Consider the following 24,751-nt stretch of genomic DNA (forward strand, 5'->3'; position numbering starts at 1 on the left):
CCCCATTCCCCGCTCCCCATGGATAAAGTCTTCATCGAAGGTCTGGAAATCGACGCGCTGATCGGCATCTACGATTGGGAGCGGCGGATCCGGCAGACGCTGCGTTTCGATCTGGAAATGGGCTTCGACAACCGCAAGCCCGCGGCCAGCGACGACATCGCCGACACGCTCAACTACAAGGCGGTGAGCAAGCGCCTGGTGGAACTGGTCGAGCAGTCCGGCTACGGGCTGGTCGAGACGCTGGCCGAGCGCTGCGCGGAAGCGGTGCTGCAAGAATTCGACGTGCAGTGGCTGCGGCTGAAGCTGAGCAAGCCGGGCGCGGTGCGCGGAGCGCAGGCAGTGGGGGTCATCATCGAGCGCAGCCGCGCATGAGCACGCAGGCATCGCTGCCATTCGCCAGCGCCGCGCCGGCGGCGCTGCCCGGCGCGCGTTTCTTCGCCGACCTGCAGCACACCCTGGCGCCGTATCCCTGGGCCTACGACGCGATGGTGATCGTGGCGCTGCTGCTGGCGGCGTGGCTGGCCAACTGGGTGACCAAGCGGATCCTGCTGCGCGGGCTGCGGCGGGCGCTGCGCGCCACCGTGCTCAGCGACAAGGAAGTGAAGCTGAGCGTGATCCCGCGCCTGGCCAACGTCATCCCGGCGCTGGTGCTGTCGCTGGGCATCGGCGCGGTGCCGCACCTGCCGGCGGCGATGGTCAGCGTGGTGCGCAACGTCTGCGCCGCCTTCATCGTGCTGACCGTGGCGCTGGCCCTGTCGCGCGTGCTGGACCTGCTCAACCACGTCTACGAACGGCGCCCGGACGCGCACAACAAGCCGATCAAGGGCTACATGCAGTTGCTCAAGATCGTGCTCGGCGTGGTCGCGGCGGTGCTGATGGTGTCGGTGCTGGTCGACAAGTCGCCGGTGATCCTGCTGTCGGGCGTGGGCGCGATGATGGCGGTGCTGATCCTGGTGTTCCAGGACACCCTGCTGTCGCTGGTGGCCAGCGTCACCATCAGTTCCAACGACATGGTCCGCGTCGGCGACTGGATCGAGATGCCGCAGCAGAACGCCGACGGCGACGTGATCGACATCGCGCTGCATACGGTCAAGGTCCAGAACTGGGACAAGACCATCACCACCATCCCGACCAAGAAGCTGATCAGCGACTCGTTCAAGAACTGGCGCGGGATGAGCGAGGCCGGCGGGCGCCGGATCAAGCGCGCGCTGTACCTGGACCAGCACAGCGTGCGCTTCCTCGACGCTGCCGAGATCGAGCAGATGCGGCAGTTGACCGTGCTGCGCGAGTACATCGACCGCAAGCGCGACGAACTCGGCGCCTGGAACGGGGCGCTCGCCGAACGCGGGGTGGCGCCGATCAACGGCCGCCGGATCACCAACCTCGGCACCTTCCGCGCCTACGTCGAACATTACCTGCGCGCCAGCCCGCACGTGCGCCAGGACATGACCCTGCTGGTGCGGCAGCTGGAACCCGGCGCCAACGGCCTGCCGCTGGAGCTGTACTGCTTCGCCAACGACACCCGCTGGGCGATGTACGAGCAGATCCAGGCGGACCTGTTCGATCACCTGCTGGCGATCCTGCCCAATTTCGACCTGCGCGTGTTCCAGGCTTCCAGCGACGCGATGTTCATGGACAGCGCGCGGATCCGCCGCGCCCCGGACGCCGTGCCGCCGCCGGCGGCTTGACGGCTGTCACGTCTGCGGGCATGTTGCGGGACAACATGCCGGCGCCTCTCGCCGCCGGCCCGCAGCAACAAGGGGCGCGATGGACTGGAGCAAGTACCGCACGGCCACCTTCGACGAGCTGATCCAGTCCGATGGGCAGCCACGTCCGGCCGCGCGCCGGGTCATCGAGTACCTGTCCAGCCTCAGTGGACGCGAATTGTCCGAACGCCAGCTCGCCGCCGATGTCGCCGCGCGGGTCATGGGCATCACCTTCACCGTCTACTCCGACGGCCGTAACGTCGATCGCACGCTGCCGTTCGACCTGATCCCGCGGGTGATCCCGCTGCACGAATGGCAGCGCACCGAGGCCGGGCTGAAGCAGCGCATGCGCGCGCTCAACCTGTTCATCGGCGACATCTACGGCGCCCAGCGCATCGTCAAGGACAAGGTGTTCCCGGCGATGCTGCTGGAGCACTCGGTGAACTTCCGCCCGCAGTGCGTGGGCATCACCCCGGCGCTGGGGGTGTGGGCGCACGTGTGCGGCTCGGACCTGGTGCGCGACGCCGACGGCACGCTGTACGCGCTGGAGGACAACCTGCGCATCCCCAGCGGCGTGTCGTACATGCTCGAGAACCGCATGGTCGCCAAGCGGGTGTTCCCGGAGCTGTTCGAGACCAGTGCGATCCTGCCGGTGGACGACTACCCGGCGCAGCTCTACGACACCCTGGCGGCGCTGTCGCCGCGCCCGGGCGACCAGCCGGTGATCGCGTTGCTGACCCCGGGCATCTTCAACAGCGCCTACTTCGAGCATGCCTACCTGGCGCAGGCGATGGGCATCGAGCTGGTCGAGGGCGACGATCTGTTCGTGGCCGACGACGACTGCACCTACATGCGCACCGTGTACGGACCGCGCCGGGTCGACGTGATCTACCGCCGGGTCGACGACCTGTTCCTGGATCCGGAGGCGTTCCGCGCCGATTCGGTGCTGGGTGTGGCCGGGCTGATCCGCAGCTGGCGCGCCGGCAAGGTGGCGCTGGCCAACGCGCCGGGCGCCGGCGTGGCCGACGACAAGGTGGTGTTCGCCTACGTGCCGAAGATGATCCGCTACTACTTGGACGAGGAGCCGATCCTGCCCAACGTGCCCAGCTACCTGTGCCACGACGACAAGGACCGCCAGTACGTGCTCGAACACCTGGACGAACTGGTGGTGAAGCCGGCCAACGAGTCCGGCGGCTACGGCATGCTGATCGGCCCGCGCTCGACCACGCGTCAGCGCGAGCAGTTCCGCAAGCTGATCCTGGCCGACCCGCGCAACTACATGGCGCAGCCGACCCTGGGCCTGTCCACCGCGCCGATCGTGACCGAGGCCGGGCCGGCACCGCGGCACCTGGACCTGCGCCCGTTCATCCTGTCCCGCGAGGACGTCTACGTGACCACCGGCGGGTTGACCCGGGTGGCGATGGAGGAGGGCTCGCTGGTGGTCAATTCCTCGCAGGGCGGCGGCGCCAAGGACACCTGGGTGGTGGACCTGGACGAGGAGCTCGACTGATGCTCTCGCGCGTCGCCGACAACCTCTACTGGTTCAGCCGCTACGTGCGCCGCGCCGAGACCACCGCGCGGCTGGTGGGAGTGGGCAGCCTGCTGCAGTTGGACCTGCCGCGCTCGGTGCGCTTCGCCTGGCGGCCGATGATCGACACGGTCGGCGCCGGCGAGATCTTCGCGCTGTGGTTCCCCAACGCCGGCGACGACGTCGGCGACGCCGACGTGGTGCGCTTCCTGCTGCTGGACGAGCGCAATCCGTCCTCGCTGCGCAGTTCGGTGCAGTACGCGCGCGAACTGCTGCGCAGCATCCGCGACACCCTGCCGCAGGAGATCTGGGAAGCGGTCAACGACCTGCACCTGTACATCGACGCCAACGGCGAGCGCAGCGTCGGCCGCCGTTACCGCATGGAGTTCCTGGGCCACGTGACCGACGCCTGCCTGAAGGTGTCCGGGCTGCTGACCGCCAACGTCAGCCGCGACATCGGCTTCCAGTTTCTGCGCCTGGGCACTGCGATCGAACAGGCCGACATGACCACGCGCATCATCGATGCCGGTGCCTCGGGCCTGATCACCCCGCGCAAGGCCGACGACCGCGAGGCCTACCAGGCCATGCAGTGGATGAGCGTGCTGCGCGCGCAGGCCGCCTACCAGATGTACCGCCGCCACGTGCGCCAGCGCGTCACCGGCGAGCAGGCGCTGCGCTTCCTGCTGCAGAACAACGACTTCCCGCGCAGCGTGCATTTCTGCCTGGTCCGCGCCCAGCACATCCTGCCGACCATGCCGCCGCGGCCGCCGGTGGAGCGCGCGCTGATGCGCATTAGCGGGCTGGTGCGCAATGCCGACCCGGCGTACCTGGCGCAGCACAACCCGGCCGGGTTCATGGACGAGATCCAGACCCACCTCGGCCACCTGCACAGCGCCATCGCCGAGGCCTACTTCAGCTCCTGAGCTGAGGCGGGCGGCCTGTGCGCTGCGCCAGCGGCCGGCCGCGGCGATCCGGGATCAGCGCCGGGCTGAGCCGGGCCCGGCTCTCCCTCCAGTCCCCCTAGGCGGCGCCCCTTCGCCGGCGTATGGTGCGCAGCGGCCGGGCCGGCCCCGGTCGGTAGACAGTTTTATGAATAGGCGATTCCGGCGCCGGAACTTGCCCCATCGACTGGCCGCAGAGCTAGAATTGGCGGCTATGTAAACGTTTTCTCAAAGGACCCCATGGCTTCGGATCGTATCGAATCGCTCATCGCCCGCATGACCGTCGAGGAGAAGGTCGGCCAGCTCGGCGTCTTCGCCGACATGGTGCGCCCGTTCGCCCCCGACGTGAATCCGGAAGCCAACGTCCGCAATGCCGACGAGGTGCTGCAGCAGGTGCGCGCCGGCCGGGTCGGCTCGCTGTTCAACGGCGTCGGCGCGGAACTGGGGCGGCGCATCCAGCAGGTCGCGCTGGAGGAGAGCCGGCTGGGGATCCCGGTGATCCTGGCTGCGGACGTGATCCATGGCATGCGCACGGTGTTCCCGATCCCGCTGGGCGAGGCCGCCAGCTTCGAGCCGGAACTGGCCGAGCGCACCGCGCGCGCCACCGCGGTCGAGGCCACCGCCGCCGGCATCCACTGGACCTACGCGCCGGCGGTGGACATCGCCCGCGATCAGCGCTGGGGCCGCGGCGCCGAGGGCGCCGGCGAGGATGTGGTGCTGGGCTGCGCCTTCGCCGCCGCGCGCGTGCGCGGCTTCCACGGGCCGGACCTGCGCGCCGACGACGCCTTGCTGGCCACGCCCAAGCACTTCGCCGCCTATGGCGCGGTCGCCGCCGGCATGGAGTACGCCAGCGTCGACATCGCCCCGCAGACCCTGCGCGACGTGCATCTGCCGCCGTTCCAGGCCGCCTTCGAGGCCGGCGCGCTGAGCGTGATGACCTCCTTCAACGACATCAACGGCGTGCCGGCCAGCGCCAACCACGAACTGCTGACCGAAATCCTGCGCGGCGAATGGAAGTTCCCCGGCGTGGTGATCTCCGACTACACCGCCGACATGGAGCTGATCGCGCACGGCTATGCCGCCGACGAGCGCGACGCGACCAAGAAGGCGTTCCTGGCCGGCATGGACATGAGCATGCAGAGCGGCTTCTACGCCGCGCACCTGCCTTCGCTGGTGGAGGACGGCGAGGTGCCGATGGCGCTGCTGGATGCCTCGGTGCGCCGCGTGCTGGAACTGAAGGAAGCGATCGGCCTGCTCGACGATCCGTACCGCTCGCTGGACCCGGCGCGCGAGGCGGACCCGTCGCACATCGCCGCGCACGATGCGCTGGCGCGCGACGCGGCGCGGCGCTCGATCGTGCTGCTGAAGAACGACGGCCCGGTGCTGCCGCTGCGCAAGCAGGGCCAGAAGATCGCGTTGATCGGCCCGTTCGCGCAGGACCGCGACAACATCGAGGGCTGCTGGACCCTGTTCGGCGACAAGACCCGCTATGTGACCCTGGAAGCCGGCGTGCGCGCCGCGCTGGCCGACGCGCAGGCGCTGACCGTGGTGCCCGGCTGCGGCCTGGAAGCGCCGCTGGACGGCGGCATCGAGGCGGCGGTGGCCGCCGCGCGCGGCGCCGACGTGGTGGTGCTGGCCCTTGGCGAGCCGCAGCGCTACAGCGGCGAGGCGCAGTCGCGCACCCAGATCGTGCTGCCGCCGGCGCAGCAGGCGCTGGCCGAGGCGGTCGCCGCCACCGGCACGCCGCTGGTGGTGCTGCTGCGCAACGGCCGCGCGCTGGCGCTGCAGGGCGCGGTGCGCGACGCCGCGGCGATCGCGGTGACCTGGTACCTGGGCACGCAGACCGGCCCGGCGGTGGCCGACGTGCTGTTCGGCGACTACAACCCGTCCGCGCGCCTGCCGGTGAGCTTCCCGCTCGATGCCGGGCAGCAGCCGTACTTCTACAACCACCCGCGCACCGGCCGGCCGGAACTGCCAACGATGAGCGAGTTCAAGTCGCGCTGGCGCGAGGTGCCGAACGCGCCGCTGTATCCGTTCGGCCACGGCATCGGCTACACGCAGTTCGCCTACGGCACGCCGCAGCTCGACCGCACCCAGGTCGGCTGGGACGACACCCTGACTGTGACCACGCGCATCGACAATGTCGGCGAGCGCGAAGGCGAGGAAGTGGTGCAGCTGTACATCCACGACCGCGTCGCCAGCCGGGTGCGCCCGGTGCGCGAGTTGAAGGCGTTCCGCAAGGTGCGGCTGGCCGCGGGCGAGGGCATGGAGGTCCGCTTCACCCTCGACCGCCACGCGCTGGCCTTCACCGGCCGCGACGGACAGTGCGCGGCCGAGCCGGGCCTGTTCGACCTGTGGGTGTGCGCGTCCTCGACCAGCGGCGAGCCGGTGGCCTTCGAGCTGCTGCCCGGCTGAGCCTGGCGCAGCGACAGCCGTCGCCGACGTGGGCGTGACGCCAATGGTGATTCGGCCGCGCGGATCGCCCCGATCCGGAGACGGCGCCATGCCGCCCGGAGGAGGCGCGCTGGCTGCTCTTGCAGCAGCCACTTTCATGGTCTGGCGTGCCTCTGTGGGGCCGCAACGGACGCCTGTTGTGGGTGTGGGCGCGTGTACTCGTCGCGTCGGCTCCTGCCTGCGGCCTGCGTTCCCGGCCTTCCATGCAGGACGCGGCGTGACGCCGCCTGCATCTGCGGAAGCGTTCCGATGCGGCCTGCTGCAGGCATCTACGGCGGGGGCGGCGCGGCATCCACTGTGATCGGGTGCGTAACTCGCCGCTTTCCTCTACCTTATGCATTCAGGTTGCGTTGTCGGGATGCGCGCTGCGCCTCGCCCATGCGCCGATCCTGGTCTTCCCTCATCACAAGGAATTTCTCATGCAAGCTGCGCCCAAGACCTCCGCCGCCTTTATCGCTGCCTCCTGGGGGGCGTTGCTGCTGGGCACGGGCGGGTTCCTGATCGGCTTGTGGAATGCCGAAATGATGTTGAACGAGAAGGGGTATTACTTCACGGTCCTGCTGTTCGGCCTGTTTTCCGCGGTCTCGCTGCAAAAGAGCGTGCGCGACCGCGTCGAGGACATTCCGGTGAGCGCGTTGTATTACTCGATCTGCTGGTTCTCGGTGATCGCGGCGCTGGTGCTGTTGGCAGTCGGTCTGTTCAATGCAACCTTGTTGCTGAGCGAGAAAGGCTTCTATGCCATGGCCTTCGCGCTTAGCCTGTTCGGTGCAGTGGCGGTGCAGAAGAACACCCGCGATGCGGTGGGGGCCGGTCAAGGCGGCAAGCGCCACGTCGGGCAGACGCTGCCGCCTCCGCTGGAGTGATCCGGTCTGGCGCGCTGCCCCGGGCGGGCAGACCGCTGCCGTCGTGACCGCGACCACGGCTTGGCCGCGGCATGCTTGCCGTGCACGCGGGCTCTGCTAGGTTCGGGATTCGACCCCAACCGATAGGTGCACGTCATGCGAACTCCCCTGGGTTTGGCTTGCGCGCTGGCCATGGGCCTGGCGATCTCTGCGGCGCACGCCGCCCCCGCCGACACGGCCGCCGAGCGGCGTGGCGACTGGCCGTTCTCGGCGACCCCGGTCGCCACCTTCAACGAACCGTGGGCGATGAGCTTCCTGCCCGATGGCACTGCGCTGGTCAGCGAGAAGGGTGGCACGTTGAAGCGCATCGACCCGGTCAGCGGCCATACCGGCACGGTCAGCGGCGTCCCCACCGTGGCGTACGGCGGCCAGGGCGGTCTCGGCGACGTGCTGCCGCATCCGGGCTTCGCCAAGAACGGCTGGGTCTACCTGAGCTACGCCGAACCCGGCAGCGGCGACACCCGCGGCGCGGCGGTGATGCGCGCCAAGCTGACGCTCGACAACAACGGCGGCGGCACCCTGTCCCAACAGCAGGTGATCTGGCGGCAGCAGCCCAAGGTGTCCGGCAACGGCCACTTCGGCCATCGGCTGGCGTTCGGGCCGGACGGCAAGCTGTGGATCAGTTCCAGCGAGCGGCAGAAGTTCGATCCGGCGCAGGACATGAGCGGCAACCTGGGCAAGATCGTGCGCCTCAACGACGACGGTAGCGTGCCGGCCGACAATCCGTTCGCCAACCGCGGTGGCGTCGCCGCGCAGGTGTGGTCGCTGGGTCACCGCAACGTGCTCGGTCTGGCCTTCGACGCCAACGGCCGGTTGTGGGAACACGAAATGGGCCCGGCCGGCGGCGACGAGCTGAACCTGATCCAGCGCGGCGCCAATTACGGCTACCCGATCGTGTCCAACGGCGACCATTACGACGGCCGCCCGATTCCCGATCACAGCACGCGCCCGGAATTCGCCGCGCCCAAGGTGAGCTGGACGCCGGTGATCTCGCCGGCCGGCTTCGTCATCTACAACGGCAGCCGCTTCCCGCAGTGGCGCGGCAATGGCTTCATCGGCGGCCTGTCCTCGCAGTCGCTGGTGCGGATCGAGTTCAATGGCGAGACCGCACGCGAGGCCGCCCGCTACGACATGGGCAAGCGCATCCGCGAGGTGGAGCAGGGGCCGGATGGCGCGCTGTGGCTGCTGGAGGATGGCGCCGGTGGGCGGTTGCTGAAGTTGCAGCCGCTGGAGAGTTGAGGAGTACACCCGGCAGCGGCGGTTGCGCCGCTGCCGGGTGAGCGGCGTGGGGCGCGTGCGCCTGCCGATGCGTCGGTGATGGCGCCGTGGGTGCGATCAGGACATCGCCGTGCTGCCATCGTAGGCGCGGCTGAAGCCGCTTCTACAGGTGGGAACGTGGCGCGTCGCCTTATTCGCCGTTGCCGGCACGCTCCCAGGCGCGGCGCACCGCGTGGCGGGCCTTGCTCCAGCTCAGCGTCTGCGAGCCCTTGTTGTTGTCCCAGTCGCGGTGCAGTTCCGTTTCCACCTGCTCGTAGGCGCGGTTGAAGTCGCGGATGCGCGCCTCGTGGCCGGCGTGGTAGGCGGGTTCGTAGTCTTCGAACCGCTCGCCCTCGCTGTAATAGGGCTCGTCGGCGAAACGATCGCGCCAGTACTGCGAGACGCTGTTGCGGTCCTCGTCGTTGGGCGCACGGCCGGGAATCTGATACGGAACGCTCATGATGGTTCTCCGTGGGCGATGAATGCGCTTAAAGCTAGCCACGCCGGCGTTAAACCCGCCCCTGCGCGGTGTGATCGCGATATGAAACATTCATGCCTTCTGGCAGGCTGCGCCGGCGCTCGGGGTGGCTTACGATCCGCCGCTAAGCCCCCTCTCTACCGACAAATCCCATGGCCGCCAACGGCATCGCCTTGTTGACCCCGTACCTGGCCACGGCCGGCGTCGGCTGGCTGTATTACCGACGCATCCGCCGCTATTTCGGCCGCCAGCCCTGGCAGCCGCGGCGTACCGGCGTGCGGCTGGGGTTCCTGCTGCTGGTCGCGGGCCTGCTGACCTGGCTGGCCGTGCAGTTGCCGGTCGTGCGCCTGGGCATGGCGCTGGGCGCCGTGGGCGGCGCCGCGCTGGGCGCCTTCGCCCTGCACCACACCCGCATCGAACTGCAGGACGGCGCGCGCTGGTATACGCCAAATCCCTGGATCGGCGCCGCGCTGAGCGTGCTGTTGCTCGGGCGCCTGGCCTGGCGCTGGGCCAGTGGGGCGTTCGCCGGCGGCAGTGCCGAGACCCTGCAGAACGCCAGTCCGCTGACCATGAGCATCGCCGCGGCGCTGATCGCCTACGGGCTGGTGTACGCCGCGGGTCTGTTGGTACGCATGCGGTCGCTGACGCCAGCCGCCTGACGAAACGCGCCTGCCGATGACGACGCCATGGCGGCGGGCCTTCGGGCCGTGCAACCGCGTCAGTACGGAACTGCGCAACGGAGAGCGTCTCGCGCCAGGCCTGGCCTAGCTGGCGTGATGTCAGTGCGCGGCAGCCGCCGCTTCGTAAGGCAAGGCCGTGGTGCCGACCGCGCGCAGCGGCGCATCGGCGGCGTCCAGTAGCTCCGGCTCGCCTTCGATCACCACCAGGATGCGCCCGGCCTCGATTTCCTCTTCGAAGTTGCGCCGCACCGGATCCGGCACGGTGGAACCGACCAGTGCCGAGGACCAACTGCCGACCAGGGCGCCGGCGATGGCCATGACCCCGGCGCCGGCGAGGGTGATGCCCAGCGGCGGCACCGCGATCGCCGCCAGCCCGGCCAGCAGTCCGGCGGCACCGCCGCCCAGGGCGCCGCGCGCCGCGGCCGGCACGGTGTCGGTCTTGCCTTCCTTGCGGTCGTCGGGGATGGCGTCCAGCTCGATGTCGCCGCGCGCGACCAGCGACAGGTCGTCGTTGTCGAGGCCGGCGCTGCGCGCGGCCTGCAGTGCGCGCGTGGCGGTGGACAGATCCGGAGCGCTGTAGACACGGCGTCGTTTCATGGCGGGCGGCTTTCGCTGGTGGGCATCCAGCGTCCGGGCGCCGCGGTTATCCGCGCGTGACCTGCGCGCAAGGCGGCGTGAAGGCGTTCATGCCGCGTCCTTGCGCGGGAACCGATAGAACAGCGCGCCCACCAGCAGCGCTACGCCCGCGGCGGCCAGGTTCTGCCAGCTGGCGCTGAGCAGCAGCGCCAGCGCCAGCAACAGCGCCGCGAGCGGGATCAACGGCCCGCCCGGCAGCCGCAGCGCGCCGGGCCGATCGCGATAGCGCCGTGCCAGCACCAGCACCGCCGCGGCGGTGCCGATGTAGGCGAACAGGCGGGTGACCATCGACAGCAGCGCCAGTTGCACGAACGAGCCGGACAGGGCCAACGCCAGCGACAGCACGCCTTGCAGCAGGATCGCCGCGGCCGGCGTGCGGAAGCGCGGATGCACCCGCGCCAGGAACGCCGGGCCGTAGCCGTCCTTGGCCAGCGCGAACAGGAAGCGCGGCCCCAGCATCACCGTGTTGCTGGTGGTGCCGAGGATGGAGATGGTGGCGCCGACGGTGAGGATCAGCGCCAGCGCTTCGCCACCGAAGCCGCTGGCGGCATCGGCCAGCGGCGTCGCCGATTGCGCCACGTTGGGCAGCGTGCCCTGCGCCACCACCTGCACCGCGGCGTAGATCAGGGTGACGGTGACGATCATGGTGATCAGCGCGAACGGCACGTCGCGGCGCGGATTGCGGTACTCGCCCGCGGCGGCCGGGATGTTCTCGAAGCCGGCGTACGCGAACAGCAGCAGCAACGCCGCCTCGCCGAGGTTGCCGACATCGTGCGGGTCGGGGGTCTTGCCCGAGAACGCCCACGACCAGTCCACGTAGAACACGCCGATCGCCACGAACAGCAGCAGCGGTACCAGCTTGCCGATCACCAGCGCCACGCCGGTGCGCGCGGCCGACTTCACCCCGATCACGTTGATCGCGGTGAGCAGGCCGAGCGAGCCGATCACGATGGCCAGGCGCGCGCCGCCCCCGGCCGCGGCCGGCCAGAAGCGCACCACCGCATCGGCCAGCCCGTTGCTCAGCGCCGCTGCCGAACTGATCCGGGTCAGCCAGATCATCCAGCCGATCTCGAAGCCGGCGAAACGGCCGAACGCCTCGCGCGCATACAGATAGCTGCCGCCGGGTTCGTCGAAGTAACTGGCCGCCTGCGCGTAACACAGCACCAGCAGCGCCACCGCCACACCGGCCAGCAACACCGCCCACAGGCTCAACGGCCCGAGCAGGGCGGCGGTGGCCGCGGGCAGCAGGTAGATGCCGCTGCCGATCACGTCGTTGATCGACAACCCGACGATCTGCCAGCGGCTGACCGCGCGGACCAGCCCGGGTGCGGGCGCCTGGCTCACGACGCCGGCTCCACGGCCGGCAGCGCCCACTCGGCCTGCAGGCGCCGGTAGGCATGGCGCGGCAGCAGCACGAACAGCGGCGCGGCGGACGGCCGCAACCACGCCAGCAGCCGCTGCATGTCGGCCGGCTGCATCGCGGTGCAGCCGGCGGTGGGCGCGCCGGGCGCGCGCCACAGGTGCGCAAAGATGCAGCTGCCGGCGCCCGGCGTGGCCTGCGCGTTGTGCTGGATCACGAAGCCTTCGCGGTAGCGCTGATCGCCGGCGTGTTGCAGGTCCAGGCGCATTGGTTCGGTGGACCCGGCCACCGCGGCGCTGCCGACCTTGTCGGCATCGACGATCTGGTTGTACAGCGGCGATCCGGGCACATCGATGCAGTAGTTGCTCTGCTGCATCGCCTGGTAGGGCATGGCGCTGTCGATGCGCGACGCATAGCCGAAGGCTTCGCCGATGGTGAACACGCCGGCCGGGCTGCGGCCATCGCCTTCGCGTTTCTGCGGGCCATCCGTCTGTGCCGGATGCAGGCCCAGGCCCCAGGCGCTGCCGTGGCGGCCGAGGCTCACGTCGACGGCCCTGCCCTGCGCGCGCCAGCCTTTCGCGTCGCGCTCGAACGCCTGCAACGTGCCCTGCGGGCTGTCCCAGTCCGGCGCCAGCACCAGAATCAGTTGCTGCGCGCGCTGCACGGCCGGCACGGTGGTGTCGGCGGCCATGCCGGGCGCGCCGATCAGGGCGCACAGCAGGGCCAAGCCGATGCGCCAGGCGCGATGGTGGCCTGCATGCGGTGGCGCGGCGGGGGACCGATGGAGCAGGGGCATGGGGATCTCCGGGGCGGCATGGGCGCGAGGGCGCTTTGGGTGCAAGGTAGCGCAGTTGCGAGGCTGATGGTGCGCGCTGGTGCGGCGATCTTGTCGACGACTTGGCCGATGCGGTGGGTGGCGAGTGGTGTATGTGTTGGTGACGTGTGGGCGGCGGTATGGGTGTTGTGTCGTGAGTGTCCGCGCTGCGCCAGAGCAAGCTGATCCACGCCGTTGCCGTTGCCGTTGCCGTTGCTGTCGCTGTTGCTCCTGCTCTTGCTCCTGCTCTTGCTTCTGTTGTTGCTGTTGTTCTGGATTTTGACTTACCGGGTTCCCTTCCGAAGCGGCGAACCAGGTGGGAAAAACCCGAAGGGCGGCGCACAGGGATGTGCGCCGTCCGCGGCAGGGGCAGGATGCCCCTTCCGCGGATCCCGTCTGGTTCGCGGACCCGGAGCGCGCAGCGCGGAGGGCGCGTAGGCAGGGCGCGCTTTCTTTTGGTTACCTTTTCTTTGCGCGAGCAAAGAAAAGTAACTCGCCCGAAAGGGCGAAAGCCTTTAAAGCCTTTAAAGCCTTTGCTGTTGACGTTGCTGTTGCCGTTGCTTGAAGTTTGTCTGTCGGACGAGAATATCTGTAGGAGCGGCTTCAGCCGCGACAGCGATAATCCATTGTGTCTGTCGCGGCTGAAGCCGCTCCTACAATTCAGCGGTCGCCGCCGTAGCAGTAAGTACAAGAGCAAAGCTTTCGCCTGGCGGCGAGTCACTTTTCTTTGCTTGTGCAAAGAAAAGTAACCAAAAGAAAGCACACCCTACCTCGCGCCCTCCGCGCTAACGCGCTCCGGGTCCGCGTCCATCACGGGGATCCGCGGAAGGGGCATCCTGCCCCTGCCGCGGACGGCGCACGTCCATGTGCGCCGCCCCTTCGGGGTTTTTCCCCGCGATGGCCGCCGCTTCGGAAGGGGACCCGGCAAGTCAAAAGCCAAAGCCACTGCAAGAGCAACGGCAACAACAGTACTCGCTGACGGTGCCGTTGTGCGACGCGCATGAGGCACGGACGTTCCTCGACGTTCTCCCCCAGTCCGCGCCCGACGATAGGAAGCTAGCGACCCAGCAGCGGCCGCGAGACGGAATCGCGCGTGACCAGCCGGTGCGGCACAACATGATTGACGCAGGTACGCCCCGAACCGGCCCCCTGCCGGATCTCCCGCAGCAGCAGATCGATGGCCGCATCGGTCATGTCCGCCACCGGTTGATGGATGGTCGTCAGCTCCGGCCACACCATCGTCGACGCCGACGTGTCGTCGAATCCGACCACCGACAGATCCTGCGGCACCTTCAGGCGGCGACGATGCGCCACCGACACCACCGCCGAGGCCATGTCGTCGTTGCTCGCGAAAATCGCACTGGGGCGTGCCCGCAACGCCAACAGTCGCTCGGCGGCCTCTAGCCCGGCGCGATAGGTGAAGTCGCCCGGTTGCACGAGCGCGGCGTCGTAGTCGATGCCCGCATCCGCCAGGGCATCGCGGTAACCCTGCCAGCGGTGCGCACTGGCGGTCTGGTTCGGGTCGCCGGTGATGTAGCCGATGCGCGTATGCCCGTGCGCGATCAGGTGCGAGACCATGTCATGGCTGGCGCGGCGGTCGTCGATGTGCACGCAGGACAGCCTGTCGCTGAACCGGCTCGACGCAATGGAGACGACGGGAATCCCGGCGTCGACGAACACAGCGACGATGGCTTTCGATTCGCACAAGGGCGCGGGGAGAATCACGCCGGCCACGCTGCTGCAGAGCGTGCGTGCGGCCTCGCGGCGTGCCCGCGGACCCAGTCCGTCCCACGTGGCGATCACCAGTTGCGCCGCCACGCGGGTCGAACCACGCAGCGCGCCGACCAGCAGTTCGCGCAGATAGCTGGAGCTGGGGTTGGTGTAGATCAACGCGATGCAGGTGTGCTGCGCGGCGGCGAGCGCGCTGGCGGCCGGGTTGGGCCGGTAGTCCAGTGCGCGCACGCTGCGCATCACCCGCTCGCGCGTGCTCTCGCGCACGCCGGCGTGACCGTGGGTGACGCGCGAGACGGTCATCGGCGAGACGCCCGCATGCGCCGCGACGTCGTCGATGGTGATGGCGTTCCCTCTTCGACGCGTCGTTTTGGGGGTGTTCTTCAAGGAATGCGGTCCTTTGTTGCGACGCATGATGACAAGCGATGTCCCGGGTGCGTAGTCTGCGCCGTGACGCGATGATAGCGCTATCAATCAGCGGCAGTCGGGCTCGGGGGGAGCCTTTATCGCGCGTCGTCTGGCAATCCTGAAACGGAGTTTTGAGTCGCAGCGAACGCAGAGCGCGCTGCGATGTTCGGCGTGGAAGACGGGCATCGCCCGTGCGTGCCTCTTAGGGGAGGGGCGGTACATCCATCGATCGCATGTCAGAGGGGAGAGTCATGAGCGCTTCTATGTTTCGTCGTAGCCCAGACCTGGGGGCTCGTCCATGAGCCGCACGCTGGCGAAGTTCAAATCCAGGGCCATGTTCACCTTCGTCGGTGGCGTCCTGGTCATCAATCCCGCATTCGCACAGGACGCGTCGACGCCCGCGCCGGCGGCAGAGCAACAGGCTCAGAGCAGCCCGACGCAGCTGGACACGGTCCAGGTCACCGGCCTGCGCAACAGCCTCAGCCAGGCGATGGACATCAAGCGCGACGCCGCGGGCGTGGTGGATGCCATCAGTGCCGAAGACATCGGCAAGTTCCCCGATACCAACCTGGCCGAGTCGCTGCAGCGCATCACCGGCATCTCCATCGAACGGCGCGATGGCGAAGGCGCGCAGGTCACCGCGCGCGGCTTCGGCCCGCAGTTCAACATGGTGACGCTCAACGGGCGGCAGATGCCGGGCGCCGATGCGTTCGGCGCTGCCGGCCAGGTCGCCATCGGCGGCGTCGACGGCGGCACCCGTGCCTTCAACTTCGCCCAGCTGGCTGCCGAAGCGATCAATGGCATCGAGGTCTACAAGACCAGCCAGGCCAACATGCCCAGCGGCGGCATCGGCGCCACCATCAACATCCTGACCGCGCGCCCGTTCGACCACCAGGGCATCGTCGCCAGTGCCGGCGCCAAGGCCGTCTCCGACCGCAGCCAGCCGTTCGACAACGACATCACCCCGGAACTGTCGGGCATCTTCAGCTACAGCAATCCGGACAAGACCTTCGGCGTCGGCGTGAGCGCGAGCTACCAGAAGCGCAAGGGCGGCTCGGTGCAGGCCACCGAGAACTATTGGAACGTGCAGCCGTGGACGGGCTCGATGCCCGGCAATCCGACCGTGGTCAATGCGCCGCAGATCGGCGCGCTGTATGCCCGGCCGAACGACCTGCGCTATGCGTTCTCCGAGTTCGAACGCGAGCGCGTCAACGGCCAGGCGGTGCTGCAGTTCGCACCCACCGACAGCCTGACACTGACCCTGGACTACACCTATTCGACCAACGAGATCACCGAGAATCGTGGCGAGCAGGGCATGTGGCTGCAGAACAGCAACTACACCGATGTGACGTTCGATACCAGCGGCGCGGTGGCGGTGCCGACCTACATCCGCGAGATCGCCGGCACCAAGGATTTCGGCCTTGAGCAGCAGCGCAGCATGCAGAAGTACAAGCTGGGCTCGCTCGGTCTGAATGCGGTGTGGAACGTGACCGACCGGCTCAAGCTCAGCTTCGACGCGCACGACTCGAAGAACGAAAGCCGTCCCAACGATCCGTTGACCGGTGGCGGCTCCCTCTTCATGAGCATCGCCGGCACCAACAACTGCACCACCGGGCCGCACTGCGGCGGCTCCTGGGTGCAGGAGCTGAACTTCAACAATGGCCTGCCGATCGGCACCCAGGTCTGGTATCCGAGCGACGCCGCTGCCGCGGCCAAGGCCAATGGCGTGGTCAATCCGGGCTTCGTGCCCGGCGAGATCGGTTCGCAGGTGCTGCGGGTCAACTCGCAGAGCCAGATCAGCCAGATCAAGCAGGCGCGCGTCGACGGCGAATGGAGCTTCGACCAGGGCCGCTTCCAGTTCGGCGTGGACACCAACAAGTCGACCACCCACCGCATCCAAGCCGCCGAGGCGTACTCCACGCTGGGCGACTGGGGCGTGGCCAACGTCGACCGCGATACCGCCGGCGGCCTGATGAACCTGATGCAGCCGGTCAACATCATCGGCCTGTTCCATGACTACAGCGGGACGAGTTGGCCGGCATGGCGCGGCGATGCGGGCCGGCTGGCGGAATGGGCGGCCAGCCAGTACGGCGTCGGCCTGGGCGTGAGCCCGCAGCGCGCCGCCGACAACTTCGTGGAGGAAAAGACCCGCTCGGCGTATTTCCAGGTGGAACTGGATGGCGAGCTGGCCGGTCGGCGCACCAATACCCGGCTCGGCGTGCGCTACGAAACCACCGACGTGGTGTCGACCTCGATCATCGCCACGCCCGAAGCGATCCAGTGGCAGTCCAACAACGACTTCCGCGTGGTGCTGTCCAACGAGCAGCAGCCGTTCAGCGAGAAGACCACGTACAGCTACATCCTGCCCAACCTCGATTTCAGCATCGACCTCACCGACACGCTGAAGGGTCGCGTCTCCTTCGGCAAGAGCATCGCGCGCGCGCCGATCGGCAATCTCTATGCCGGCCCCGGGGCACAGCAGCCGTTCGGCTCGGTGCTGATCGATCCGTCCTCGCGGGCCAGCGGCACGGCGCAGAATCCGTCGCTGAAGCCGCTGGAGTCCGACAACCTCGACCTGGCGCTGGAGTGGTACTTCGCCGATGCGAGCTACCTGTCGGTGACGTACTGGAACAAGTCGGTCAACAACTTCATCGGCAACACCGTCGTGCAGGAGAATCTGTACGGCCTGCGCGATCCCACCTCGGGTCCGGACGCGAAGTCGGCGCTGGCGTTCCTCACCAGCGGTGCCTGCCTCGCCCAGGTCGGCCCGGCCAATGCGGCGGCCTGCTCGGCCAACGACACCTCGCTGTTCACCGCGCTGGCCCTGCTGCGCAACAACCCGGCCGGCCTGGCCGCCTACAACGGCACCGGCGCGCAGGTGCTGGCGACCGAAGCGGCCTACGATCTCTACGGCGAGGCCGACGACCCGTTGTACGAGTTCAACGTCAACCGTCCGATCAACCAGAACCAGGCCAAGCTGCACGGCTGGGAGCTCGGCGGGCAGTACTTCCTCGGCGACACCGGGTTCGGCATCCTCGCCAACTACACCATCGTCAAGGGCGACGTCGGTTACGACAATGGTGGCGACCCGGGCATCGACCAGTTCGCGCTCACCGGCCTGAGCGACACCGCCAACGCGGTGCTGATGTACGAAAAGTACGGCTGGTCGGTGCGCCTGGCCTGGAACTGGCGCGACCAGTACCTGATCCTGGCCAACCAGGGTACCAGCCGCAACCCGTACTATGTGGAGCCCTACGAACAGTGGGATCTCAGCGTGAACTACACGTTGAACGACCACTGGTCGTTCGGCCTGGAGGCGATCAACCTGACCGGCGAGGACGTACGCTGGCGCTCGCGCACCTCGAAGATGATTGTGAAGCTGGCCGACCAGAGCCCGCGTTATATGCTGGGCGTTCGCTATAAGTTCTGAACAAGGCGGAGAGGTTCTCTTCGCATGTCGCCACGGGCGCCGCTGCGATTGCGGCGGCGCCCCGTGCCGGACTCCAGAGGGGAGTGCGCACCACCATGCCGCGTTACGAGATGCTCAACAACATCGCCCATCGCGACCTGCGCGTGGCCACCGACTTCGGTCCGGAGTTCGGCGACGCGGTGGGGATGGTGCCGGCCTACCCTAGCGAGTACGCCGAGCTGCAGCGGGAATATCCGATCTTCCTGCGCAAGGATCCAGCGACGGGGGAGTGGCAGTCCGTTGCGTTGCTGGGGTTCGAGCAGCACGAGAACCTGTTCCTGCAGGACCGGCGCTGGATGGCCTCCTATCTCCCGGGAGCGGCGGCCAAGGGGCCGTTCCTGATCGGCTTCCAGGAGCAGCGCATCGATGGCGTGCTGACCCAGGACGCGGTGCTGCACGTGGACATGGAGCATCCGCGGGTGACGGCGATGCAGGGCGAGCCGGTATTCCTGCCGCAGGGCGGCAACACGCCCTATCTCGACCACATCGCCGGCGTGCTGCGCGGCATCCACGAAGGCCATGCATTCGGCGCGGAGATGTTTGCCGCGCTCGATGCACACGGCTTGATCCAGCCGGTGGCGCTCGACGTGCAGCTCGATGCGCAGCACCGCGTCGGCGTGAACGGCCTGCACGCGATCGACCGTGAGCGCCTGGCCCAACTGGACGGCGCCGCGCTGGCCGCGCTCAACCGCGCCGGCTATCTGGAAGGCGCGTATCTGATGCTGGCCTCGCTGCACAACATGCGCCGCCTGATCGCCGAGAAGCAGCGACGCCTGCGCTTGCAGGATACCGCTGGCGCGGCAGGCAGGAATTGAGCGTGCCGGACGGCGCAGCCATGCGGACACTGGAAGACGTGCAGCCCACCGCGCTGCCACTGCAGGACCTGGTGGCGGCGGGGGAGCCGGTGGTGTTGCGCGGCATCGTGCGCGATTGGGGGCTGATGCAGGCCGGGCTGCGCTCCACGCAGGACGCAATGGCCTACCTGCGCAGCTTCGATACGGGGGTGCCCGTTCCGTATTCCTTCGGCGAACCCGGGATCGAGGGACGCCCGTTCTACAACGCCGACTTCACCGAATTGAATTTCGAGGTCCGGCGCGGAACGCTCACGCAGGTGCTGGACGCGATTGCCACGACCTTCGAGGATCCGCGGCCGCCCACGTACTATGTCGCGTCGCTGCCGATCGAGCGGGCGCTGCCGGGGTTCGCGCAGGCCAACGATGCCGGCCTGGCCGGGCAGGGCGTCGATGCGCCGCCGAGCATCTGGATCGGCAACCGGGTCACGGCGTCCTGCCATTTCGACACGCCGGACAACCTGGCCTGCTGTGCGGTGGGCCGGCGCCACTTCACCCTGTTTCCGCCGGAGCAGATCGACAACCTGTATCCGGGGCCGCTGGAGCCGACGCCGGGCGGCCAGGTGGTCAGCGTGGTGGATGTCGACCGCCCCGACTTCGCGCGCTATCCGCGTTTCCGCGATGCGCTGGCCAGCGCGCGGCACGTCGAGCTGGAGCCGGGCGATGCGCTGTTCATCCCCAGCATGTGGTGGCACCACGTACGCAGCCTCGCGCCGTTCAACGTGCTGGTGAACTACTGGTGGCGCAGTGCGCCGGCCTTCCTGCCCTCGCCGCTGACGGCGCTGCAGCACGCGATGTGGGCGCTGCGCGATCTGCCGGCGCGCGAGAAGCAGGACTGGGCCAAGCTCTTCGATTACTACGTGTTCGGCCCCGGCGAACGCGCAGGGCAGCACCTGCCCGAAGCCGCGCGGGGCGAACTGGCCCCGTTCGACGAGGCACGGGCGCGCCGCACGCGCGCGCAGTTGCTGGCGCGGCTGAATCGCTGATGGGAGCATCACCTTGAACCTTGCCACCACAACGGACGGACGCATCCGCAAGGTCGTCATCGCCGGCGGCGGCACCGCGGGCTGGCTGGCCGGCTGCGCGCTGGCGCACCAGTTCCGCGATCGCCTGGACATCACCCTGGTGGAGTCCGAGCAGATCGGCACCGTGGGCGTCGGCGAGTCGACCGTGCCGCCGATCCGCACCTTCCACCGCTTTCTGCAGATCGACGAGCAGGAGTTCCTGCGCGCCGTGGCCGGCACGTTCAAGCTCTCGATCTCGTTCGAACATTGGCGCCGTCCGGGCGATCGCTTCATCCATCCGTTCGGCACGATCGGGCAGGGCACCTTGGCCACGCCGTTCCATCATTTCTGGCTGGACAGCCTGCGCCGCGGCATGCCGTCGGACCTGGGCGATTTCTGCCTGGAGAGCGTGGCCTCGCGTGCGGACCGGTTCTCGCTGGAGACCCAGCCGCAGGTCAACTACGCCTATCACTTCGATGCCGCGCTCTACGCGAAGTTCCTGCGCAAGAAGGCCGAAGGCTACGGCCTGCGCCGGGTGGAAGGGCAGATCCGCGAGGTACGGCAGCATGCGCACGACGGCTCGGTCGCGGCGCTGCTGCTGGAAGATGGGCAGCTCATCGAGGGCGATCTGTTCATCGACTGCACCGGCTTCCGTGGCCTGCTGACCGAGCAGACCCTGCACACCGGCTACGAGGACTGGCGCGAGTGGTTGCCCAGCGATCGCGCCGTCGCGGTGCAGACCGAGGCGGTCGCGCCGCCGGTGCCGTATACCCGTGCCATCGCGCACGAGGCCGGGTGGCGCTGGCATATCGCGCTGCAGCACCGGGTCGGCTGCGGACTGGTGTTCTCCAGCCGGCACCTGTCCGACGACGAGGCGCACGCCAAGCTGCTGCGCGACGTCGACGGCCCGCCGCTGCGCGACCCGTGGCTGGTGCCGTTCCGCAGCGGGCGCAGGTTGCAGGCGTGGAACAGGAACGTGGTGGCGCTGGGCCTGGCCAGCGGCTTCATCGAGCCGCTGGAATCGACCAGCATCCACCTGACCATCAGCGCGGTGGTGCGCTTGATCCAGTTGTTTCCTCACGACGGCATCAGCCCGGCGCTGGTGGAGCTGTACAACACGGTCAGCCGCCAGGAGATGGAGCACGTGCGCGATTTCATCATCCTGCACTACCACGCCACCCAGCGCGACGAGCCGATGTGGAAAGCCTGCCGCGAGATGGCGCTGCCCGAGTCGCTGGCGATTCGGCTGCGCGCCTGGCGCGAGCGGGCGCACGCCTGGCAGGACCCGGGCGAACTGTTCCGCGTGGACTCCTGGACCAGCGTGTTGCTGGGGCAGGGCATCCAGCCGGGACCGCCGCATCCGCTGGCCGCCGCCATCGGCGATGCGGATCTGCGCACGCTGCTGACGCGGATCCGGCAGCCGCTGCAGCAGGCCAGCGCGGCGATGCCGTCGCAGGCGGAGTTCATCGAACGCTACTGCAAGGCGACCCCGGACGTCTGGCAGCGGAGCGTATCCCTGGCGTAACGGCACACACGCTGTCGTCCAAAAATGATAGCGCTAACGAAAAGGTGGTACGACGTGGAAGAAAGGGAACTGGTAGCCGGAATCGATGCGGGAACGCAGAGCCTGAAGGTCGTGGTCTACGACCCGGTCGGGCGCAGCGTCGTGGCCAGCAGCAGCGCGCCGCTGGAGTTGCATTCCGCCGCCGATGGCAGCCGTGAACAACATCCGGCCGACTGGGTCGCGGCCCTGCAGGCCTGCTTCCAGGCCATCGATCCTGCGCTGCGCTCGCGCCTCGGCGCGCTGGCAGTCTCGGGCCAGCAGCATGGCTTCGTGCCGGTCGATGCGGCAGGCGAGGTGCTGGCACCGGCCAAGCTGTGGTGCGACACCAGCACCTCGGCCGAGTGCGTGCAGATCATGGACGCGCTCGGCGGCGCGGCACGCACCATCGCACTGGCGGGTAATCCGATCCTCACCGGTTACACCGCCTCCAAGCTGCCGTGGACCAAGACGCACCGGCCCGACGCCTACGCGCGCCTCGCCACCATTCTGCTGCCGCACGACTACCTCAACTTCGTGCTGACCGGCCAGCGCTTCTGCGAATACGGCGATGCGTCGGGCACGGGCTGGCTGGACGTGCGCACGCGCACCTGGTCGACCGAGCTGCTGCGCGCCACCGATCCGCAGCGCGACCTGGCGGACTGCCTGCCGCGTTTGGCCGCACCCGATGCCCTGTTCGACATCGACCCGGCCGCGGCCAACTTGCTCGGTGTGCCGGCGACGCTGAAGGTCGCCGTCGGTGGCGGCGACAACATGATGGCGGCCATCGGTACCGGCTGCGTCGTGCCCGGTCGCCTGGCGATGAGCCTGGGCACCTCCGGCACCCTGTTCGCCTACTCCGACACACCGGTGGTCGACCCGGACGGTGCGTGGGCCGCGTTCTGCTCCTCCACCGGCGGCTGGCTGCCGCTGATCTGCACGATGAACTGCACCGTGGCGACCGAACAGGTCGCCGCCGCGTTCGGCTTCAGCACACGCGACGGCGATGCGCATCTGCACGCCACCGCGCCCGGTGCCGACGGCCTGGTGATGCTGCCGTTCCTCAACGGCGAGCGCACGCCCGACCTGCCGCTGGGCAAGGGGGTGCTGGCGGGCCTGGACACGCACAACATGACCCCGGCCCACCTCTATCGCGCGGCGATGGAAGGGGCGACATACAGCCTGAAGTACGGCTTCGACGCATTCGTGCGCGCCGGCATGCACTTCGAGCGCATCGTGCTGACCGGCGGCGGCAGCAACAGCGGCGCGTGGCGGCAACTGGTGGCCGATGTGTTCGGCCTGCCGGTGGACGTGCCTACGCAGCCGGAAGGCGCGGCGTTCGGTGCGGCCTTGCAGGCGCTGTGGGCCGTGGGCCTGGCACGCGGCGATGCCGCTTCCATCGCCGACATCGCGCAACAGCATGTGGCGGTCGATCCGCAGCTGTCCGCCCGTCCGGATCCGGCGCGCACCCAGGCCTATGCCGCGGCCTATGCACGCTTTCTGCGCCATCTCGACGCCTGCCTGCCGCTGTTCCGCGGCTGATTCCCCGTTTCGCACGCCCTCCCACCACTACAGGAACCCGCACCATGCATACCCAGCCCTTTATCGGCAGCAAGGAATACTTCCCCGGCATCGGCCGCATCCCCTTCGAAGGCCGCGGCTCGGACAACCCGCTGGCCTTCAAGGTCTATGACCCCAACAAGGTCGTCGGCGGCAAGACCATGCAGGAACATCTGCGCTTCGCGGTCTGCTACTGGCACACCTTCTGCAACGCCGGGCAGGATCCGTTCGGCCCGGGCACGCGCCACTTCCCCTGGGAAGTCGGTGCGCCGCTGGCCAGCGCCGAGGCGAAAGTGGATGCGGCGTTCGAGTTCTTCACCAAGCTCGGCGTGCCGTACTGGTGCTTCCACGACATCGACCTGGCGCCGGACGCCGACGATGCCGGCCAGTACGAGAAGAACCTCAAGCACATGGTCGGCCTGGCCAAGGCGCGCCAGGACGCGACCGGCATGAAGCTGCTGTGGGGCACGGCGAATCTGTTCTCGCATCCGCGCTACATGAACGGTGCCGCGACCAATCCCGATTTCGCCGTGGTGGCGCGCGCCGCCGTGCAGGTGAAGGCGGCGCTGGAAGCGACGGTGGAACTGGGCGGCGAGCATTACGTGTTCTGGGGCGGCCGCGAAGGCTATGCCTCGCTGGTCAACACGCAGATGAAACGCGAACTGGAGCACTTCGCGCGCTTCCTGACCATGGCGCGCGACTACGGCCGCAGCATCGGCCTGAAAGGCAACTTCCTGATCGAGCCCAAGCCGATGGAGCCGATGAAGCACCAGTACGACTTCGACAGCGCGACGGTGGCGGGCTTTCTGAAGGCGCACGGCCTGGACAAGGACTTCAAGCTCAACATCGAGGCCAACCACGCCACGCTGTCCGGCCACACCTTCGAACACGACCTGCAGGTCGCTTCCGACCACGGCCTGCTGGGCAGCATCGACGCCAACCGCGGCAACGCGCAGAACGGCTGGGATACCGACCAGTTTCCGACCGATCTGTACGACACGGTCGGCGCCATGCTGGTGGTGCTGCGCCAGGGCGGCCTGGAGGGCGGCCTGAACTTCGACGCCAAGGTGCGCCGCGAGTCCACCGAACTCGAGGATCTGTTCATTGCCCACATCGGCGGCATGGATACCTTCGCCCGCGGGCTGGAAGTGGCCCACGCGCTGCTCACCGACTCGCCCTGGGAGCAGTGGCGCCGGGAGCGCTATGCCAGCTTCGACAGTGGCGCCGGCGAGCAGTTCGCGCGCGGCGCGCTCGGCCTCGCCGAGCTGGCGGCATTGGGCGCGAAGGGCGGCGAGCCGCGGCAGATCAGCGGCCGCCAGGAGCGCTACGAGAACCTGATCAACCAGTACCTGCTGCGCTGAGCGCGGCGGCAAGGAGCAGCGCCGTGACCGACACCGATTCCACCCGCCACAGCGGCGCGTTGCTGGCCGCA

Annotated in this window: 19 protein-coding genes; 14 read left to right on the forward strand and 5 right to left on the reverse strand. The window is 68.5% G+C overall.

Annotated elements, in window-relative coordinates:
- The first annotated feature begins 18 nt into the window (after positions 1–18).
- The 7 genes from folB to SLW56_RS15825 all read left to right on the forward strand — a co-directional run bounded on the left by folB (position 19) and on the right by SLW56_RS15825 (position 8,770).
- Positions 19–372 carry a dihydroneopterin aldolase gene (gene folB, locus SLW56_RS15795; protein ID WP_017912042.1) on the forward strand — a complete coding sequence of 118 codons (354 nt, stop codon included), beginning with the start codon at positions 19–21 and terminating at the stop codon, positions 370–372.
- Positions 369–1,688: a mechanosensitive ion channel domain-containing protein gene (locus tag SLW56_RS15800; RefSeq protein WP_043094374.1), complete on the forward strand. Its 1,320-nt coding sequence runs from the start codon at positions 369–371 to the stop codon at positions 1,686–1,688. The genes folB and SLW56_RS15800 overlap by 4 nt, the downstream gene beginning before the upstream one ends.
- 79 nt (positions 1,689–1,767) lie before the next feature.
- Positions 1,768–3,216 (forward strand): circularly permuted type 2 ATP-grasp protein, encoded by a 1,449-nt coding sequence (locus tag SLW56_RS15805; protein WP_010341631.1) that lies wholly within the window; start codon positions 1,768–1,770, stop codon positions 3,214–3,216.
- Positions 3,216–4,157, forward strand: a complete 942-nt coding sequence (locus tag SLW56_RS15810) for an alpha-E domain-containing protein (RefSeq protein WP_320695121.1) — start codon at positions 3,216–3,218, stop codon at positions 4,155–4,157. The genes SLW56_RS15805 and SLW56_RS15810 overlap by 1 nt, the downstream gene beginning before the upstream one ends.
- Before the next feature lie 258 nt (positions 4,158–4,415).
- Positions 4,416–6,590, forward strand: a complete 2,175-nt coding sequence (locus SLW56_RS15815) for a glycoside hydrolase family 3 N-terminal domain-containing protein (protein WP_320695122.1) — start codon at positions 4,416–4,418, stop codon at positions 6,588–6,590.
- Positions 6,591–7,048: 458 nt separating this feature from the next.
- Positions 7,049–7,492, forward strand: a complete 444-nt coding sequence (gene yiaA / locus SLW56_RS15820) for an inner membrane protein YiaA (RefSeq protein ID WP_043094380.1) — start codon at positions 7,049–7,051, stop codon at positions 7,490–7,492.
- A 135-nt stretch (positions 7,493–7,627) separates the two neighbouring features.
- Entirely contained in the window at positions 7,628–8,770 is a 1,143-nt protein-coding gene (locus SLW56_RS15825; RefSeq protein WP_267124530.1) for a PQQ-dependent sugar dehydrogenase, read from the forward strand.
- Positions 8,771–8,939: 169 nt separating this feature from the next.
- Here the strand turns inward: SLW56_RS15825 and SLW56_RS15830 are convergent, their stop codons facing one another.
- A complete protein-coding gene (locus SLW56_RS15830; RefSeq protein WP_267124531.1) occupies positions 8,940–9,248 on the reverse strand; it encodes a hypothetical protein in 309 nt (102 codons plus the stop codon).
- Positions 9,249–9,418: 170 nt separating this feature from the next.
- Between SLW56_RS15830 and SLW56_RS15835 the strand changes: the two genes are divergently transcribed.
- Positions 9,419–9,925: a hypothetical protein gene (locus SLW56_RS15835; RefSeq protein WP_267124532.1), complete on the forward strand. Its 507-nt coding sequence runs from the start codon at positions 9,419–9,421 to the stop codon at positions 9,923–9,925.
- A 120-nt stretch (positions 9,926–10,045) separates the two neighbouring features.
- Here SLW56_RS15835 and SLW56_RS15840 read toward each other — a convergent pair whose 3' ends face one another.
- The 4 genes from SLW56_RS15840 to SLW56_RS15855 form a co-directional block, all read right to left on the reverse strand.
- Positions 10,046–10,543, reverse strand: coding sequence for a hypothetical protein (locus tag SLW56_RS15840; protein ID WP_267085033.1), 498 nt, complete (start codon positions 10,541–10,543; stop codon positions 10,046–10,048).
- An 87-nt stretch (positions 10,544–10,630) separates the two neighbouring features.
- Positions 10,631–11,926 (reverse strand): APC family permease, encoded by a 1,296-nt coding sequence (locus SLW56_RS15845; RefSeq protein WP_017908671.1) that lies wholly within the window; start codon positions 11,924–11,926, stop codon positions 10,631–10,633.
- Positions 11,923–12,633 carry a L,D-transpeptidase family protein gene (locus tag SLW56_RS15850; RefSeq protein WP_320695160.1) on the reverse strand — a complete coding sequence of 237 codons (711 nt, stop codon included), beginning with the start codon at positions 12,631–12,633 and terminating at the stop codon, positions 11,923–11,925. Before SLW56_RS15850 ends, SLW56_RS15845 begins: the two co-directional genes overlap by 4 nt.
- 1,179 nt (positions 12,634–13,812) lie before the next feature.
- Positions 13,813–14,790, reverse strand: a complete 978-nt coding sequence (locus tag SLW56_RS15855; protein WP_320695161.1) for a LacI family DNA-binding transcriptional regulator — start codon at positions 14,788–14,790, stop codon at positions 13,813–13,815.
- A 403-nt stretch (positions 14,791–15,193) separates the two neighbouring features.
- On the opposite strand from SLW56_RS15855, the gene SLW56_RS15860 reads away from it, so the two are divergent.
- The 6 genes from SLW56_RS15860 (at position 15,194) to xylA (ending at position 24,680) form a co-directional block, all read left to right on the forward strand.
- Entirely contained in the window at positions 15,194–18,325 is a 3,132-nt protein-coding gene (locus SLW56_RS15860) for a TonB-dependent receptor (protein ID WP_320695123.1), read from the forward strand.
- Between the two features lie 95 nt (positions 18,326–18,420).
- A complete protein-coding gene (locus SLW56_RS15865) occupies positions 18,421–19,179 on the forward strand; it encodes a SapC family protein (RefSeq protein ID WP_320695124.1) in 759 nt (252 codons plus the stop codon).
- Positions 19,180–19,199: 20 nt separating this feature from the next.
- On the forward strand, positions 19,200–20,201 hold the full coding sequence (locus SLW56_RS15870; protein ID WP_320695125.1) for a cupin-like domain-containing protein: 1,002 nt from the start codon (positions 19,200–19,202) through the stop codon (positions 20,199–20,201).
- Between the two features lie 13 nt (positions 20,202–20,214).
- Positions 20,215–21,744 carry a tryptophan halogenase family protein gene (locus SLW56_RS15875; protein ID WP_320695126.1) on the forward strand — a complete coding sequence of 510 codons (1,530 nt, stop codon included), beginning with the start codon at positions 20,215–20,217 and terminating at the stop codon, positions 21,742–21,744.
- 24 nt (positions 21,745–21,768) lie between these two features.
- Positions 21,769–23,301, forward strand: coding sequence for a xylulokinase (gene xylB / locus SLW56_RS15880; protein ID WP_320695127.1), 1,533 nt, complete (start codon positions 21,769–21,771; stop codon positions 23,299–23,301).
- A gap of 44 nt (positions 23,302–23,345) precedes the next feature.
- Entirely contained in the window at positions 23,346–24,680 is a 1,335-nt protein-coding gene (gene xylA, locus SLW56_RS15885) for a xylose isomerase (RefSeq protein WP_320695128.1), read from the forward strand.
- Positions 24,681–24,751: the final 71 nt, after the last annotated feature.

Origin of the sequence: Xanthomonas sp. LF07-6, assembly GCF_034105445.1 — a bacterium.
GTDB classification, from domain to species: domain Bacteria; phylum Pseudomonadota; class Gammaproteobacteria; order Xanthomonadales; family Xanthomonadaceae; genus Xanthomonas_A; species Xanthomonas_A sontii.